Source organism: Chitinophaga flava (assembly GCF_003308995.1).
GTDB classification, from domain to species: Bacteria; Bacteroidota; Bacteroidia; order Chitinophagales; family Chitinophagaceae; genus Chitinophaga; species Chitinophaga flava.
On sequence record NZ_QFFJ01000002.1, the window covers coordinates 3,791,325 to 3,808,007 of the forward strand.

Genomic DNA, 16,683 nt, shown 5'->3' on the forward strand with positions numbered 1-16,683 from the left:
ACTAGTGAGTGAACTGCATTTCACTCAGCATCCGGTAAAGACCACCATCTACACCGATCAGTTCAGCATGCGTACCTTCCTCCACAATACGGCCTTTATCCAGCACAATGATTTTATCTGCCTGCCGGATAGTGGCCAGGCGGTGGGCGATGACGATGGAAGTACGACCTTCCATTAATTTGTCTAATGCGTCCTGCACGAGCCTTTCAGACTCTGAATCCAATGCAGAAGTAGCTTCATCCAGGATAAGAATACGTGGATTTTTTAATACCGCTCTCGCAATAGCAATACGCTGGCGTTGTCCACCGGAGAGCTGTATACCTCTCTCCCCTACAATAGTATCAAGCCCCAGTGGGAAATGCCGGATAAACTCCCAGGCATTGGCCTTCCGGGCAGCTGCTTCCAGCTCTTCATCCGTAGCCTCGGTTTTACCATAAGCGATATTTTCGCGGATAGTGCCGCCAAACAGGAACACGTCCTGTGGTACTACAGCCATCTGTGAGCGAAGCACCGACAACGGGATCGATGTTCCCGGCTTGCCATCAAAAGTGATACGACCATGTTCCGGATCATACAGCCGCAGCAGTAAAGACACGACTGTGCTTTTACCCGCGCCGCTGGGACCCACCAGTGCCACCTTCTGATCCTGTTTCACACTAAAGGAAATACCATGCAGGATAGTAAGATCAGGGCGGGAAGGATAATGAAACGAAACATCCCGGAAACTGATCTGACCTCCCAACTGGTCGGCCAGTGAAATCTGCTCTACCTGTGTGATAGCCTCTTCGGGCTCATCCAGTATTTCAAGCAGGTTTTCGGTAGCACCGATACTTTTTTGTAAGCTGGTATATACTTCAGCCAGACCGGCAATGGAGCCACCGATAAACACGGAATAAAGGATAAACGACATCAGCTCAGGGCTGGTCATGCCCATGGAAACGCCCCGCCAGATAACCGCTACGAGGGCTCCGAAGATACCCAGGATGATAAAGGAAGAGAAGGCCCCTCTGAATTTACCGCTTTTCATACCAATACGGGCTGCTTCATTGGTACGCTGACGATACCGGGCTATTTCAAAATATTCGTTGGCAAAAGCCTTTACGTTAAGGATACCTTGCAGGGTTTCTTCCACTACGGTATTAGCGGCAGCTACCTGCGCCTGCACCTGCTTGGCAAAACGCCTGATAAATTTGCCGAAAAATACAGATATCACCATCATCAACGGCAGAATGGCCATCATAAAGGCGGTCAACTCCCAGGAGGTAACCAGCAGGATAATAACACCACCAACGATGATGATCATCTGCCGGATAAACTCAGCCAGGGTAGTGGTCAGGGTATCCTGTAAAAGGGATATGTCAGACGAAATACGGCTGGTCAGTTCCCCTACCCTCCTCTCCAGAAAAAACTTCATGGGCAGTTTGATCATATGGGCGTAAACATGCTGCCGCAGGGCTGCCAGCGTTTTCTCTGTAACATTAACAAACAAAACAGTACGGAAAAACGAAAACGCCGCCTGTGCAACCAGTACCACTACCAGCAACAGACCGGCCTTGTTAAAACCATGCAACAGGTCCGTAACGCTTTTAGGGTTTACCAAATCACCCAGCAAACGGGGAAAAGCCAACCCAGCCAGGCTGGAGATCAGCAGAAAAAACATACCCAGGGAAAACTCAACCCAGTAGGGCTTTACATAACGAAACAGGCGAAAGGTCTTTTTAAGGGACTTCCATTTCAGACTTGGTTTGGGTGCTGGTGTTGCACTGGTTTCATTTTGCATTAGGATATAATCTTTGTTATTGGGGACGGATATGGGTACAAAGATATTGTATAAAAAATTGCCTTACTGCGGAAGAAATAATTTATTCCGTAGTAAGGCAAAACCAGTGACAATAGCTACTGATGTTTGTGTGTCGGATTTTTCGAAGAATCACCGGCATGGGCAGGATCTTCACCCGGATTGATTCCTCCCGGAGGCGTTTCTTCCGCAGCGGTATCCGGAAGGATGGCTGCTGTGTCAGCAGCGGCATTGTTGTCCATTTTCATTGAATCCTGGTTGGGTTGTGCACCATTTCCACAGGAGGTCAGCATAATGGCCGATATGCCGGCAGCGAGCAAAAGACAGGTTACTTTCATGATATGGTCTTTTTTTTAAAGGTGAAGAAAAACAGTTTTAGGTATAATCGTCTTCACCTGCTGAAAGCCCCCTTTAACGATGGGAAGTGTCTGGTTTGGTGATCATGGTGTCTACCGGCACTACACGGGTGCTATCCACGCTTGGTACAGCCACTGCCAGAGAATCTACCGTTGTGGTAGTTTCTTTGCTGCTGTTGCAGGCAAAGAGCAGAATACACAACATTCCGGTGATACAGGCCACGATAAAAAATTTGTATATAAAAGGCTGCATATGGTTGGTATTAGAAACAAATATGTTATCAGATCATTTTTTTATATTAAACGAAAGAATTGTGCCAACCCTTACATTTGTAAGAAGATATTTCCCCTTAACATGAAACACGTCTTACAGATTATACAGGAAGACCAGGTATTAAAAGTTTGTATAGCCTTGCTGGTTGGCACCATCCTGGGGCTGGAACGGGAATACAAACGCAAGGCTGCAGGTATGCGTACTATGACGCTCATCTGTGTAAGCAGTGCTATCTTTACCATCCTATCTGCCGAACTGGGTTTCCCCGGCAGCCCGGATCGTGTGGCCTCCAATATCCTGACAGGCGTGGGTTTCATTGGTGCGGGTGTTATCTTCAAAAACGAATATACCATCGATGGCATCACCACGGCCGCTTCTATCTGGATAGCCGCCGCTCTGGGGATGGCAATTGGTATGAGCCAGTACGTACTGGCAGCCACCGGGCTCATTGGCGCATTGATTGTACTTATACTGATGGAGTTCACAGAAAAAAGTATCTCAGAAGTCAACGACAAACGTTACTACATTATCTTCTTCCATGAAGATAAACTTCCGCAGTTGAACATAGAACATATCCTCAACACTTTCGGACTGAAATATAAAAGGATGCTCATCATGCGTAAGGGAGACCAGATAGAAGTAAATTACACAGTCCGTGGAAATCGTAGCAAAATGGAACGATTAGATGATTTTTTGCTACAGAACGAACATATATCTCAATTTCAGGTACAACTAAATCCATTATAAACAACAGATGCCTTCATATGCAGATATGCCTTTACATTACGGCCACGTGCCTGTCTGGCTGGCCAGGCGGATGTCGCTCCTGGGCGGCGCTATTGTAGAGGCGATAGTGACAGATTACGGTAAAAGTGAAGTAATAAGGCGACTCAGCGACCCATGCTGGTTTCAGGCCCTCGGCTGCGTACTGGGCATGGACTGGCACTCTTCCGGTATCACCACCAGTGTGATGGGCGCGCTGAAAAAAGCAGTCAATCCGCGCTCACAGGAACTCGGGATTTATATCTGTGGCGGTAAAGGACGTTTCAGCCGGGAAACACCCGCAGAACTGATGCGCATCGCTGAGAAAACAGGGCTGCCCGGTGAACAGCTGGTACATAGCAGCAAACTAACAGCTAAAGTAGATAATACAGCCATACAGGATGGCTTTCAGCTATACCTGCATTCTTTTATTCTTTCTGAAGATGGGGAATGGGCCGTAGTGCAACAAGGCATGAACGATGCCAGCAGCATGGCACGCCGCTACCACTGGCACTCTTCGGCGTTCAGCTCCTATACCGAAGCACCACATACCTTTATCTACGGCCGCAACCAGGGCATGATACTCAATCTTACCGATACGGCAGCAGCATCTACTAAAACAGGTATCCTCCAGCTGCTGAAGGAAAAGCCCGCCCAGCTGCTACCGGAAATACGCAACCTGGTAATGCCCACCCATCATGATGTACGAGCCGAAAACGTGAACCTTAAACGGTTAGGTAGTGTACTCGCCCTGGCTCATGAGGTACATCCTTCCGATTTCGAATCCCTGCTCATGCTGGAAGGCGTAGGCCCGCGGACCTTACAGTCGCTGACCCTGGTCAGTGAAGTCATCCACGGTACACCTTCCCGCTTTGAAGATCCGGCCCGCTTTTCTTTTGCCCATGGCGGCAAAGACGGCCACCCTTTCCCGGTACCCACACGCATATACGACGAAACCATCGATACACTCCGGGATGCACTCAACAAAGCCAAAATAGGACATACCGATAAACAGGACGCCATCCGGAAACTCTCTGTCCTCTCTCAACAACTGGAAAAGGACTTTGAACCCAATGCCAACTTCGATAAAGTGGTGGCACAGGAAAGACGGGATTCCTGGAAATATGGCGGCAGGACTGTGTTTGGGAAAACAAGCAAACCCAAAGACGGAGATCAGTTATCTTTATTCTGACAGCAACAGCGGAAACTATGATAAACTACAATGAACTCAGCATACCGGAAGCTACCCGGCTACAGCAGGAACTACGTAAAGAAGTCATTACAACACCCTTCAAGGGTAAAGTGCAGTATGTGGCAGGAGCAGATATTTCTTTCAATAAATTTAGTACAACGGTATACGCCGGCATTGTACTGCTGCATTTCCCCAGCCTTCAGCCGGTAGGATACAGTCTTGTAAAGAAGGAGGTGACTTTTCCCTATGTGCCGGGTTTCCTGGCCTTCCGTGAAGTGCCCGCCCTCCTGGATGCATGGCAGCAGCTGCCACAAAAACCTGATGTACTCGTTGTGGATGGACACGGTATCGCGCATCCCCGCAGAATGGGCATTGCCTCCCACTTCGGCGTGCTGGCCAACCAGGTAACCATCGGCAGCGCCAAGAAAAAACTGTTTGGCCTATACGAAGAACCAGGGCCCGCAAAAGGTAATCATTCACCCCTTACCGACAAACAGGGAGAAGTGATCGGTACAGTATATCGCAGCAAACAAAATGTAAAACCTATCTTCATCTCTCCCGGCCATCTCATTGATGTTGCCGGAAGCCTGGACCTTGTCAGCCAGTGCGTACAGCGCTACCGGTTACCAGAACCTACACGGCTCGCCCACAATGCAGTAAACCAATTCAGGCTGGGCACACTCCCACAGGGTTATACACCCGCATAGCCATGGTTAAAACTGAACCCAGGCCACACAGGCTTTTTTTTCAGTACCCTTACGGCTGATCATCACGGTAGCGTATACACGCTTTGCATTGTCGTAGTCCGCCGCGCCCATCATACAATAATACCCTTTGGTGACTTCAGGATTGCCGAACAGAAAAAGCCGTTCCATCTTTCCATTATAAAACCGGTAACAAACGAAGTTAGCGTCATTGATATATTTCAGCGGCTTCTTCACTTTATCCTGACCGCCGGTATCAAGGTATTGCAGGTAATCATTAAACAATACAAAAGAAGCATTGGGGATGCGCACAAAATCATAAGACAGATAAGTGTTGGTATTCAAGGCTGCGATCTTATTACGGAATACCCATTCGCTCTTGGCCCTGCGATGCTGATAAAAAGGTTCGCAGATACCGGTGATAGACTGATATTTGGTTACTGCCAGTGTTTCATCTTCGCGGCCGGCAGTATCCAGCAGAGCAATGCCGACGTCTCCCATATTGGTATGCAGCTTATTGATCTGATTGTTGCCTTGCTTAAAACGGGTCAGCGTTTCCATCAGCAATGTACATTTACCATCCGGTTCCATCAGCACGCGCTGTGGCGCCCCTTTGTACGGCTCGTCTTTATAACCCAGGTTGATCTGTGCGTTTCTGGACAACTCAGGAAACGATAACTGCACGTGTTTGCGCAACTTACCCGAAGCCAGCAGGGTATTCATGAAAATACCGCTGCTACCGTCAGAGCGCTGGCCTGGCACATTCAGCAGCATCCGTATTTCATCCCTTAATGGTACATATTGCAGGTAGCCACTCACATCTCCATAGTTAGCGGTATAGTCCAATTCACGATGCGCAAAGGTGGCCGAATCGGGGGACAAGGCGGAAAAAATCACTTTAGACCAAGGCTCACTCCCTTTACGTTTGGTATTAAATCCCACCGTACCCATATATACCTTTTCTTTTCCCTGCACCGACATATGGATATAACTGAAATAGCTATACGATGAATCAGGCAGATAATAAAAGCCGGTATGAATCAACTCATGCGACGGAGAGAAATGTAGCACCCGGATACGCTCACGGACACTGTCATTGCGCTGTATTTCCGTACCGTTGAAAAAAGCCACTGCGTAATAATCGCTGTTGGGATCTTTCTCTACATAACAATCGTGTGTAGCCAGGTTTTCCTGGACATATACACTACGATGCTGCACCGATGGTAATTCCCCCAATCTGTCTTCTCTGATCAGCTTGCCGCTTTGCGGGTCCAGCACCAGCCTGAAAAACACCGGGATATATTTCACCAGCTGCTGCAGGAAAACCACCGGCTGCCCGTTTATCTCATAGATACCGTCTATCTCCGTTGATTCAATATCAGTAGCGTTCCATAAACTGCTAACTACCGAGTCTGTAGCTATCAACTCCCGCTTATGATCATATACAGATACACGCAGTCCTTCTTTTTTGGAAAAGTGTAGCCAGCAGGTATTACCGTTTTTTAACTGCATCAGTTTGTCCCATCCGTCCAGCGGCTCTTCAACGGCAGGTCCCAACGTCACGATAGGCACCTGCGCAAGGCAGGCTGCCGGACAGATAAAAAAGAAAAACAAAACAACTGATTTGATATAATTCATTTCCACTAATTATTAATATCAAATATATATAATTATTTATAATTATTATGCATCCCAGGACTAAAGTCCTGGGCTAAATTGTAGGCAGTGACGACGGAGGTATTGAATCAGACTTCGGAGACAAGATATTGGAGATGGGGGGATGGCAAAAAAAAAGGTGTATCAATACCTGATACACCTTTTTTCAATTGGTAATTCGTAATTGTTTTAATGTCCGTGTTCTTCGCCGCTGTTCTTCATTTTGGCAAGCAGGTCGTATGCTCCTTTGATTACAATTTCCTGAGGGATGTTTCCCTGAGGGAAGTTTACTTCCGTATAGCCTTGTTCGTTACTGCCTGGCTGAACTTCCAGCATTTTAAAATGATGGGTACTATCTTTACCGGGAGTGTCTTTTACGAACACGTAGGCCTTATTTTCGAAATTCACAACGGCGGCTTCCGGTAATGCCTGTACGTTGCCCGCGCCGGCTTCGATCATTGCCTGCAAATAAGTACCAGGCAATAATTGAGTATCTTCTTCATCCAGATGGCAATGTACCCTGACAGTACGTTCCGGACTGATTTCCCGTCCAATCAGATGCACGGTGGCTTTACGCTGCTTTGTTTCATTAGCCAGGGTAAAACGTACCGGTTGGCCAATCTTCAGCCGGGGAATATCCTTTTCAAACACCGTCAGCTCTGCATGCAGGTGCTCGGTATTCACTATCCGGAAAAGGATATCTGCCGGATTCACAAACTGTCCCAGGTTAATATTCACCTGGGTTACATAACCACTGATAGGTGCGTATACGTTTACACTCCGCTGTATATTACCTTTTTCCAGCCCTGCAATATTGATATTGATGAGAGATAGCTTTTCCCGTAGACCTTTCACCTTTGCCTGCAGCGATTCGAAGGTAGCCTTTGCCTGTTGTACGGTTTTCAAGGCATTCACATTTTCGCGGGAAAGCTCCTGTTGACGGTTATATTCCGTAACAGCGTATTCCAGCTGGCTGCGGGCATCCAGGTAATCCTGTTGCAACTGGATGTAATCAATGTTTTCCAGCGTAGCCAGTACCTGACCTTTTTTGACAGGCATTCCCTGCAGCATAGTGGTTTGCCGGATAAAACCACCCATTGGTACAGACACGCTTACTGTCTGCTGCGGAGGTACATCCAGTAAACCATTCACCTTTACAGCACTGCTGATTTCCCGTTGTTCCGGAGCACCCAAAACAATACCTACAGTTTGGAACTGTTCATTCGTCAGCGTTACAGTATTGGGAGCTTCTTCGTGTTCATGTTCCTCCGTTGGTTTTTCTGCAGTTGTTTTTTTGTTCCCGCAGGAAGCCAGCACCAGACCGGACAACAGCATGATAACGGTAGCGTATATACGATATTTATTGCGTTTCATATGAGGGTAGTTTTAACGTTGATGCCCACTGAGGTAGGTAATATATAATTCAGACTGTTTGATGTCATGTCGTGTTTGCAGATATCCCTGCCGTACCGACATAACCTTTTCCAGGTTCAGAAAATATTCAGCATAGCCGATATCCCCCAGGGTAAAGGATTTGACGGTCTGCTGCTGTAACTGGTCGGCATTGGGCAAAGCCGTGGCCGAATAATAATCCAGGCTGTTCTTCAATTTTACGAACTCCTGCACAGCTTGCCGGTATTGACTTTTCAGCTGTATAACACTATTGTCATAAAACAAACCTGCTGCCTGTTGCTGTTTTTCCTCCGCCTTCACCCTGGCCTTCATAGGTCCCAGCCACAGCGGCAATGCCAGCCCTATCTGGACGCCCTGAAAGCGGTTGCTGCCAGTGGCCACTGGCGCTCCGGATGCATTCAGTGGAGTCCCAATCAACGACTGATTAAAATAACCGACTGTCAGGTCCGGCAATATACCAGCACTGATTACCTTTTTCTGTTTGCCGGCAATATCAATATCCTGCTTCGCAAAATGCAGTTGCGGATTGTCGGCCACGGCCGTGGAATCCTCCAATACATTCACGGCAGCAGCCGGAATACTCGCATCAGCAATGCTCACCGGTGTTGTACTCCCCAACAGCGCCTGTAAGCGCGCCAGAAAGATCTGTTCGTCTGCTTCATTCTGCCGCAACAGATTACGCACTTCCTGCAACCTTACTTCCGCCGCTGTTTTTTCAATCAAACGGCTCTCTCCTGTTTTATATCGCAGCGCCGCACTGCGGGAGAAACTTGTAAACAGGCTGTCCTGGCTTGTCAGCAGTACCCGCTGCTCCCGGAGATATAATAACTGAACATACACCTGTTTTACCTGAAAGATCAGATCATTTTGTGTGGCCGTTTTCTGCCAAACGGCCTTTTCCGTCTGTGCTTCATTCAACTGCTTTTTGGCTGTAAACAGCGTGGGGAAAGGAATAGTTTGTGATACACTAAAATTATTGTCATTTGCAACATAGCTGTTGTTCTGCCCATATTGCATAGACAACTGTGTTTTCGGTATCTCTGCATTGGTACGGGCCATATCTTTATAAAAAGCAACAGTAGCTGAGGTAGACTGTAGCCCTTTATTCTGTGCCAGCGCCAGTTGTACCGCCTGTTCCATCGTCAGTGGCTGCGATTGGGAAAATACCGTTATCGGAAATAACAGGTATATAATTATCCGGAAATTCATGAATTACGTTTTTTGAATAATTTTTCAGAATAGATGTACAGACAGGGCAATACCAGCAGTGTAAGCAGTGTAGATGTTACCAATCCTCCTATCACCACAGTAGCCAGCGGACGCTGTACTTCCGCTCCTGCGCTGGTGGCCAGTGCCATCGGCAAAAAGCCCAACGAAGCCACCATGGCCGTCATCAATACAGGCCGTAAACGGGTGGCCGTTCCTTTCAATACAATATTATTGAGGTCTGTAAGACCATCGTTTTTCAACCGGTTAAACTCTCCTATCAAAACAATACCATTGAGCACAGCCACCCCGAATAAGGCGATGAAACCCACACCAGCAGAGATACTGAAAGGCATACCTCTCAACATCAGCGCAAATACGCCACCAATGGCCGCCATAGGGATAGCAGTGAAAATAAGCAGGGATTGTTTGACTGAACTGAAAGTAAAATACAGCAAGGCAAAGATGAGCAACAAGGCTGCCGGGACTGCAAGTGATAAACGATCATTGGCTTCTTTAAGATTCTCAAACTGCCCGCCATAGCGGATAAAGTACCCCGTAGGTAGTTTCACTTCTTTTTCGATAGCAGCTTCTATATCCTTAACTACGCTGGCGATATCACGACCTCTCACGTTGAAGCCAACAATGATACGACGTTTGGCATCTTCACGCTGTACCTGGTTGGGACCGGTAGCCATCTGTACGGTAGCGAGTTGCTGCAAAGGCACCTGATTTCCGGAGGGAGTAGTGATATAAAGCTCCTGCACGTCCCGGATATCTTTACGGCTTTGCCGATCCAGTCTTACTACGAGGTCAAAACGTTTTTCGCCTTCATATACCAGACCAGCACTTTGTCCGGCGAAAGCAGTATTGATAGCCTGATTCACAGTCGCCACATCCAGCCCGTATTGTGCAATACGGTTACGGTCAATAGACACTACAATCTGCTGCAGCCCGCCGATCTGCTCTACATAAAGGTCCCGGGCTCCTTCGGTATGGTTAACAATACCACCTACCTTCTGCGCCAGAGAAGCCAGTATAGACAAGTCTTCTCCGAAAATCTTAATGCCTACATCCTGGCGTACCCCAGAGATCAGTTCATTGAAACGAAGCTGTATCGGTTGAGAGAAGCCAAAAGCTACACCAGGTATTGCTTCCAGGGCTTCCTGCATTTTATTGGCCAACTCTTCACGATTAGAAGCGCTGGTCCATTCTTTCTTGGGTTTTAGTAAGATGGTAAGGTCACAGGCTTCCATAGGCATTGGGTCTGTAGGAATTTCAGCAGCGCCTATTTTACCAATTACTTCTTTTACCTCCGGGAATTTTTTCAGCAGGATATCAGAAGCTTTGCTCACTTTGTCTATAGTCTCCGACAGGGAACTACCGGTGAGAAGCCTTGTTTCCACGGCAAAGTCACCTTCTTCCAATGTAGGAATAAACTCTCCGCCCATACGGCCAAACAGTATCAGCGCCGTTACAAAAAGCAGCAATGCAGCTCCCGCTACCATGCCTTTCACCTTCAGCGCACCTTTAATAACGGGATCGTATATACGATGAAAGAATGACATAATACGGTCCGCAATGGTAGGCTTTCCGGATATCTTACGGCTCAGGAAAAGCGCAGACATCATCGGCACATAGGTCAGTGACAGGATAAAGGCGCCCAGAATAGCGAAGGAAACAGTTTGTGCCATTGGCCGGAACATCTTGCCTTCTATGCCCACCAACGCCAGAATAGGCAGATAAACAATCAGGATGATGATCTCTCCGAATGCGGCTGAGCTACGGATACGGATAGCGGAGGTGTATACCTCCTCATCCATTTCCTCACGACTGAGCCTTACAGTATTATTGCCCGTCACTCTTGTGCCCAGATGGTGCAAGGTGGCTTCCACAATGATCACCGCCCCGTCCACGATCAGGCCGAAGTCTATTGCCCCCAGACTCATCAGGTTGCCGGATACACCAAACAGATGCATCATGGCAATAGCAAACAACATGGCCAGTGGTATCACAGAAGCCACAATAAGGCCGGCTCTTATGTTGCCCAGGAAAAGCACCAGCACAAAGATCACGATCAACGCCCCCTCTATAAGATTTTTTTCCACCGTGCCGATCGCTCTGCCTACAAACTCGCTCCGATCCAGAAATGGCTCTATCACCACTCCTTCCGGTAAGGTCTTACGGATCTGATCTATCCTGACTTTCACTGCCTTTACAACTTCGTTGGAGTTTTTGCCCTTCAGCATCATCACAATGCCACCAACTGCTTCGCCATCGGCGTTGCGGGTAAGGGCTCCATATCTGTTGGCGCTGCCGATCTGCACGGTGGCAATATCGCGCATCAATACCGGCATTCCGTTCGGAATGTTCCTGACCACAATACGCTCTATATCCGCGATGGTACCAATCAACCCTTCACTTCTGATAAAATAAGCGTTCGGTTTTTTGTCGATGTAAGCACCACCGGTATTTTCATTATTCTTCTGCAGTGCATTAAACACATCTGCAATACTGAGGTTGTAGCTGCGCAACTTATCAGGATTGAGCGCCACTTCGTATTGTTTAAGCTGACCGCCGAAACTGTTTACCTCTGCTATTCCCGGGGTGCCAAGCAGCTGCCGCCGCACGTACCAGTCCTGTATTGTACGTAGTTCCCTGGCATCATATTTTTGTTCATATCCTTTGGCTGGGTGTACTACGTATTGATAAATTTCACCCAGGCCACTGGAGATAGGCGACATCTCCGGTGTGCCTATTCCCGGTGGTATATTGGTTTTAGCCTCGCCCAGCTTCTCGTTAACCTGCTGGCGGGCCCAGTAAATATCTACATCATCATGAAAAACAATAGTGACCACAGACAATCCAAAGCGGGAAATAGAGCGTACTTCCTTCAACTCCGGAATAACAGCCATGGTCTGTTCTATGGGGAAGGTAATCAGCCTTTCCACCTCCTGTGCAGCCAGAGAAGGCGACAGCGTTATCACCTGCACCTGGTTATTTGTAATATCGGGCACCGCATCTACGGGTAGCCGTGTCAGTGAGAAGATACCCCAAACGGTCAGTGCGAGCGTGAGTATCCCGATAATAAGCTTGTTTCTGATAGAGAAACGAATGATCTTATCAAGCATAATGGGTTGGTATGAAATAAAAAGAGGTCCTTAAGCTGTAGTTATACCTGGAAAGGGCATAACCTCAACTCATAGCAAAAACACCTGTAAAAAGAGGATTACAACCGGGGTGGCTGCCAGATGGTGTTGGACGATAAAGGAAGGGGTGTCACCGGTAAAACAGGGAAAATTACCTGTACCTGATGCATATGGTAGGGAAGGATGACCGAAGTAGCTGGCGTGACCTGTACGTTGCAACAACTGCATACGCATAAAGGGGAACAAAAATCCACCTGCGTTTCGTGGTTATGTTCGTGGGTCGCTGTAACTTCGGTATGGTTGTACATGGCCACAGCCTGAGTGTCGTTGCAGGGGATGCAGGACAACACCAGGATATAGAGGCTCATTATGTAAATCAACCATTTCATGTCTGCAAATGTAAAAATTAAAAAATAAAATGGTACAGGAAAAACTGCATCTCCGTTGCGAGTGTGATGTTTGTATATTATGATTTGTTATTAAATTAGCTGCATGAATTGCCTGATCGTAGATGATAATAAACTGGCACGCAGTGCCATGAAACAGCTGGCCAGCCATGTAGAGCAGCTGCAAGTGACCGGTGAATGCGCCAGCGCCATGGAAGCCTATAACCTTCTCCAGAAAGAAAAAATCGATATCCTGCTGCTGGATATCGAGATGCCGGGTATGAGCGGCCTCGAGCTGACACGCAACCTGGGCAAAAAAAGACCGGTCATCATTTTTACGACGGTCAACAAAGACTATGCTGTAGAAGCTTTTGAACTGAATGTGGCCGATTATCTGATCAAGCCGGTTACCCCTGCCCGCTTTATCCAGGCTATCGAAAAAGCCCGTGAAATCATTGACAGCAATAGCCGGGAGCTCCAGGTGTCTGATACTGAATTTGTCTTTATCCGCGATAATGGTGTTCTCAAAAGAATCAGAACTGAAGATATCCTCTTTATGGAAGCAATGGGTGATTATGTAAAACTCTATACCTCCCAGAAGTTCCATGCCATACACACCACACTGAAAGCCCTGGAAGAAAAACTACCATCCAGCAGGTTCATGCGGGTACATCGCTCCTACATCGTGGCTCTCGACAAAATAGAAGCCATAGAAGACGGCAATATCATCATACAAAAAAATGCTATACCAGTGGCCGATACGTATAAAGCCGCTCTTAACAATAAATTAAATCTTCTTTAACAGACTTAACGACCATTTCTCCGTTTTGACCGATACCTATCGCCCGTTTAACAATAATTTATACCCACTGACCTTTATTATCGTATTTTGAACCGCCTTTCCTTCATCAGCGTTAATAATGTCATGCAGCCGAAAAGAATAAAATATTATCTGCTTGGCCTGTTCATTACAGGTATGATCCTGTTCGTCGTGCTGCAGTTTAACTCCGCTAAAAATATCCGCAAACTTATTTCCGGTAACGAGCAACTGTTACAGGAGCTCAACGTAAAGAATGAAATACAGAAGCTGCAAACTTCGCTGGCAAAGACAGACAGCAAAGTACGGGGTGCTGTGATTTCTCAGGACACCAACCATGTCACTGGCATTGAAGTGGAGATTGCCATCATCAAATCTGATCTGAAGGAGATCAATAAAATTGTCAAAAACGACAGTACTGAAAAACTGCTTACCCAACTCAATTACCTGGTAGATGAGAAAAACAGCTACAATCTGCTGGTATTGGACACCTTCTACAGCAGTGGTAAAAGTGCCGCGGAGAAGATGATCAACAATCAGCGGGGAAAACGGCTGGGAGAAGCTATCACCAACATATTACATCAGCTGGACACCACACGGCAGACAGAAGTAAACAGGACCACCCGCCTCATTGATACCAGCGGACAAAAGGCTCAGAGCTGGGGCACCGTGCTGGTATTGTTTGCATGCCTTACCAGCCTGCTGGCATTTCTGTATATCACCAGCCGTATCCATCGCCAGGAACAGCTCATAGAAGCCCTGGACGAATCCCAGCGGCAGGAAAAAAATCTCGCTGCCGTAAAAGACCAGTTTCTCGCTAACATGAGCCACGAAATACGGACACCCATGAATGCCGTACTCGGTTTTACGCACCTGCTGCAAGCCCAGCCTCTCAACGAAAAATCCAAAGAATATGTTAACGCCATTGCCGGCGCTGGCCGTAATCTGCTGGAAATTATCAACGACATACTTGATCTTTCGAAAATAGAATCCGGTATGATGCGCATTGAAGCAACCTCCTTCAGTTTGCGCGGCGTACTGCATTCCATTGATACCCTATTCAGAGCCAAAGCAGAAGAAAAACACCTGCACTTCAGCATACAAGCCGATGAAGAAGTATCCGACCTTCTCTACGGCGATGTAATGCGGTTGACACAAATACTCGTCAATCTTACCAGCAATGCCATCAAATTCACGCCGGAAGGGGAAGTCAATATACAAGTGGCCAGGATATGGGCTGAAGAAAAAAATGTTCGTTTATTGTTCACCGTTAGAGATACCGGTATCGGTATAGAAGCAGAACAACTGGACAGTATCTTCGATCGCTTTAACCAGGCAGAAGTCTCCACCACCCGCAAATACGGAGGTACAGGCCTGGGGCTTACCATTGTAAAACAACTCATAGAACTGCAAAACGGCTTCATCTCTGTAGAAAGCAAAACCGGCCAGGGGTCTACTTTTAAGGTCGAACTTCCTTACACGCTGGGAGAAATGATGCCGGAAGATACGGATAACTTATATGCTGAAAACGACCTTCCTATTCATCCCAATATCAGGTTGCTGGTGGCAGAAGACAACCGCATGAACCAGAACCTGCTGCGTCATTTGCTCAGCAGCTGGCAACTGCAATACCGGGTTGTCAATAATGGTCGGGAAGCCCTGCAGGCACTCGAAAAACAAGTATTTGACCTGGTGCTGATGGATATCCAGATGCCGGAGATGGACGGATATACTACCGTTACCAAAATCAGGAAGGAATTACATTCCAATATCCCGGTGATTGCAATGACGGCTTACGCGATGGAAGGAGAAAGGGAGAAATGCCTGCAGATGGGCATGAATGATTATATTTCCAAACCCATCGATGAGAATATGCTCTATCGCATGGTACAGGTATATACCGGCAAATCTGCCGCCAGGGAAGTAACGCCACCGCCAGTATATAATGGCGAAAATGGTCATACTCACCTGCTCAATATGCAATACATCCGCGAGCTGTCCAAAGGTGATAAAGCCTTCGAAAAAAGTATGCTGGAGCAGTTTGTTACGCAGCTGCCCGAAGACCTTTCCATGCTTAAAAATGCCATCATGATCAACGATCCTGTAAGCATTCGGGCCACGGCCCATAATCTCAAAACAACCGTGTCATTTACCGGGCTGGAAACCCATCTCTACCCTATCCTCGAACAGCTGGAACAGATAGATGAAAACACCTACAACGCCACCACTGTGCAGGAGTTGTTCTATACACTGAAACAGCTGTGTTTACAGGCTATCCAGGAAGCTATCGATATCACGATCTGACAGTGCGGTCTGATTGCATGACCGTCTATTTTTCCTTTTTCAACGACACTAATAACCAGTTCACCGAAACCTCCCCGGATCACTGCACAACCCGTCTTATTTTTACATCACAATACTGAACAACATCTTTAATTAATCATTTTTAAAAGACAATCATCATGAAAAAAATCATCGCTGCTGCCCTGGTACTGAGCATTTCTGCTGCTTCTTTCGCTCAAGCTCCTGCTGCTAAACCAGCTAAGAAAGAAAAAGCTAAAACTGAAACTAAAGCAGAAGCTAAACCAGCCGCTAAACCAGCTGCTGACACAACTAAAAAAGCTCCTGCTCACAAAAAAGCTGAAGCTAAACCAGCTGCTAAAAAAGCCGCATAATTCGCAATTATACAGCGTTTGAGTTAAAATAGCTCCGGGATTCCCGGAGCTATTTTTTTTCCCATAATCCCAGGGCTAAAGCCCTGGGCTATGTTTGTGGCCTCTGATTTGATCGTAGCCTTGCGGAATTGGATACGGTTATCAAATACTCTTGTACAAGCAAAAATTACTTACCCAACAAGCCCAGTACACTAGTTCCAGGTTATATTTTTCCTGCAGCCTTACAGAACTTAAGCACTCCAATACAAGCAAGCCACCTCATGTCTAAGCCTATCTTATTCCTTACACTCTTTAC

The 16,683-nt window shown here is 47.1% G+C and carries 14 protein-coding genes; 6 read left to right on the top strand and 8 right to left on the bottom strand.

Annotation, left to right across the window (positions count from 1 at the left end):
* Window position 1: 1 nt before the first annotated feature.
* From DF182_RS30210 to DF182_RS32495, 3 genes are all read right to left on the bottom strand, one after another.
* On the bottom strand, window positions 2-1,780 hold the full coding sequence (locus tag DF182_RS30210; protein WP_113619478.1) for an ABC transporter ATP-binding protein: 1,779 nt from the start codon (window positions 1,778-1,780) through the stop codon (window positions 2-4).
* Between the two features lie 116 nt (window positions 1,781-1,896).
* Window positions 1,897-2,136, bottom strand: a complete 240-nt coding sequence (locus tag DF182_RS30215; protein ID WP_113619479.1) for a hypothetical protein — start codon at window positions 2,134-2,136, stop codon at window positions 1,897-1,899.
* Window positions 2,137-2,209: 73 nt separating this feature from the next.
* Window positions 2,210-2,407, bottom strand: coding sequence for a DUF4348 domain-containing protein (locus tag DF182_RS32495; protein ID WP_161964319.1), 198 nt, complete (start codon window positions 2,405-2,407; stop codon window positions 2,210-2,212).
* A gap of 102 nt (window positions 2,408-2,509) precedes the next feature.
* Between DF182_RS32495 and DF182_RS30220 the strand changes: the two genes are divergently transcribed.
* The 3 genes from DF182_RS30220 to nfi are packed head-to-tail and all read left to right on the top strand — an operon-like array spanning window position 2,510 to window position 5,089.
* Window positions 2,510-3,175 carry an MgtC/SapB family protein gene (locus tag DF182_RS30220; RefSeq protein ID WP_161964320.1) on the top strand — a complete coding sequence of 222 codons (666 nt, stop codon included), beginning with the start codon at window positions 2,510-2,512 and terminating at the stop codon, window positions 3,173-3,175.
* A 7-nt stretch (window positions 3,176-3,182) separates the two neighbouring features.
* A complete protein-coding gene (locus DF182_RS30225; RefSeq protein WP_113619481.1) occupies window positions 3,183-4,382 on the top strand; it encodes a DUF763 domain-containing protein in 1,200 nt (399 codons plus the stop codon).
* 17 nt (window positions 4,383-4,399) lie between these two features.
* A complete protein-coding gene (gene nfi, locus DF182_RS30230; RefSeq protein ID WP_211327250.1) occupies window positions 4,400-5,089 on the top strand; it encodes a deoxyribonuclease V in 690 nt (229 codons plus the stop codon).
* Window positions 5,090-5,095: 6 nt separating this feature from the next.
* On the opposite strand, the gene DF182_RS30235 is transcribed toward nfi, so the two are convergent.
* From DF182_RS30235 to DF182_RS32210, 5 genes are all read right to left on the bottom strand, one after another.
* Window positions 5,096-6,724 (bottom strand): hypothetical protein, encoded by a 1,629-nt coding sequence (locus DF182_RS30235; RefSeq protein WP_113619482.1) that lies wholly within the window; start codon window positions 6,722-6,724, stop codon window positions 5,096-5,098.
* 207 nt (window positions 6,725-6,931) lie between these two features.
* Window positions 6,932-8,116 carry an efflux RND transporter periplasmic adaptor subunit gene (locus tag DF182_RS30240; RefSeq protein ID WP_113619483.1) on the bottom strand — a complete coding sequence of 395 codons (1,185 nt, stop codon included), beginning with the start codon at window positions 8,114-8,116 and terminating at the stop codon, window positions 6,932-6,934.
* 12 nt (window positions 8,117-8,128) lie between these two features.
* Window positions 8,129-9,364, bottom strand: coding sequence for a TolC family protein (locus DF182_RS32630; RefSeq protein ID WP_211327251.1), 1,236 nt, complete (start codon window positions 9,362-9,364; stop codon window positions 8,129-8,131).
* A complete protein-coding gene (locus DF182_RS30245; RefSeq protein WP_211327252.1) occupies window positions 9,361-12,492 on the bottom strand; it encodes an efflux RND transporter permease subunit in 3,132 nt (1,043 codons plus the stop codon). The genes DF182_RS32630 and DF182_RS30245 overlap by 4 nt, the downstream gene beginning before the upstream one ends.
* A 98-nt stretch (window positions 12,493-12,590) precedes the next feature.
* On the bottom strand, window positions 12,591-12,899 hold the full coding sequence (locus tag DF182_RS32210; RefSeq protein ID WP_147243595.1) for a DUF6660 family protein: 309 nt from the start codon (window positions 12,897-12,899) through the stop codon (window positions 12,591-12,593).
* A gap of 103 nt (window positions 12,900-13,002) precedes the next feature.
* On the opposite strand from DF182_RS32210, the gene DF182_RS30255 reads away from it, so the two are divergent.
* The 3 genes from DF182_RS30255 to DF182_RS30265 all read left to right on the top strand — a co-directional run bounded on the left by DF182_RS30255 (window position 13,003) and on the right by DF182_RS30265 (window position 16,388).
* Window positions 13,003-13,698, top strand: a complete 696-nt coding sequence (locus DF182_RS30255; RefSeq protein ID WP_113619485.1) for a LytR/AlgR family response regulator transcription factor — start codon at window positions 13,003-13,005, stop codon at window positions 13,696-13,698.
* Between the two features lie 123 nt (window positions 13,699-13,821).
* Window positions 13,822-16,017: a response regulator gene (locus DF182_RS30260; RefSeq protein ID WP_147243596.1), complete on the top strand. Its 2,196-nt coding sequence runs from the start codon at window positions 13,822-13,824 to the stop codon at window positions 16,015-16,017.
* 158 nt (window positions 16,018-16,175) lie between these two features.
* Window positions 16,176-16,388 carry a hypothetical protein gene (locus tag DF182_RS30265; protein ID WP_113619487.1) on the top strand — a complete coding sequence of 71 codons (213 nt, stop codon included), beginning with the start codon at window positions 16,176-16,178 and terminating at the stop codon, window positions 16,386-16,388.
* Window positions 16,389-16,683: the final 295 nt, after the last annotated feature.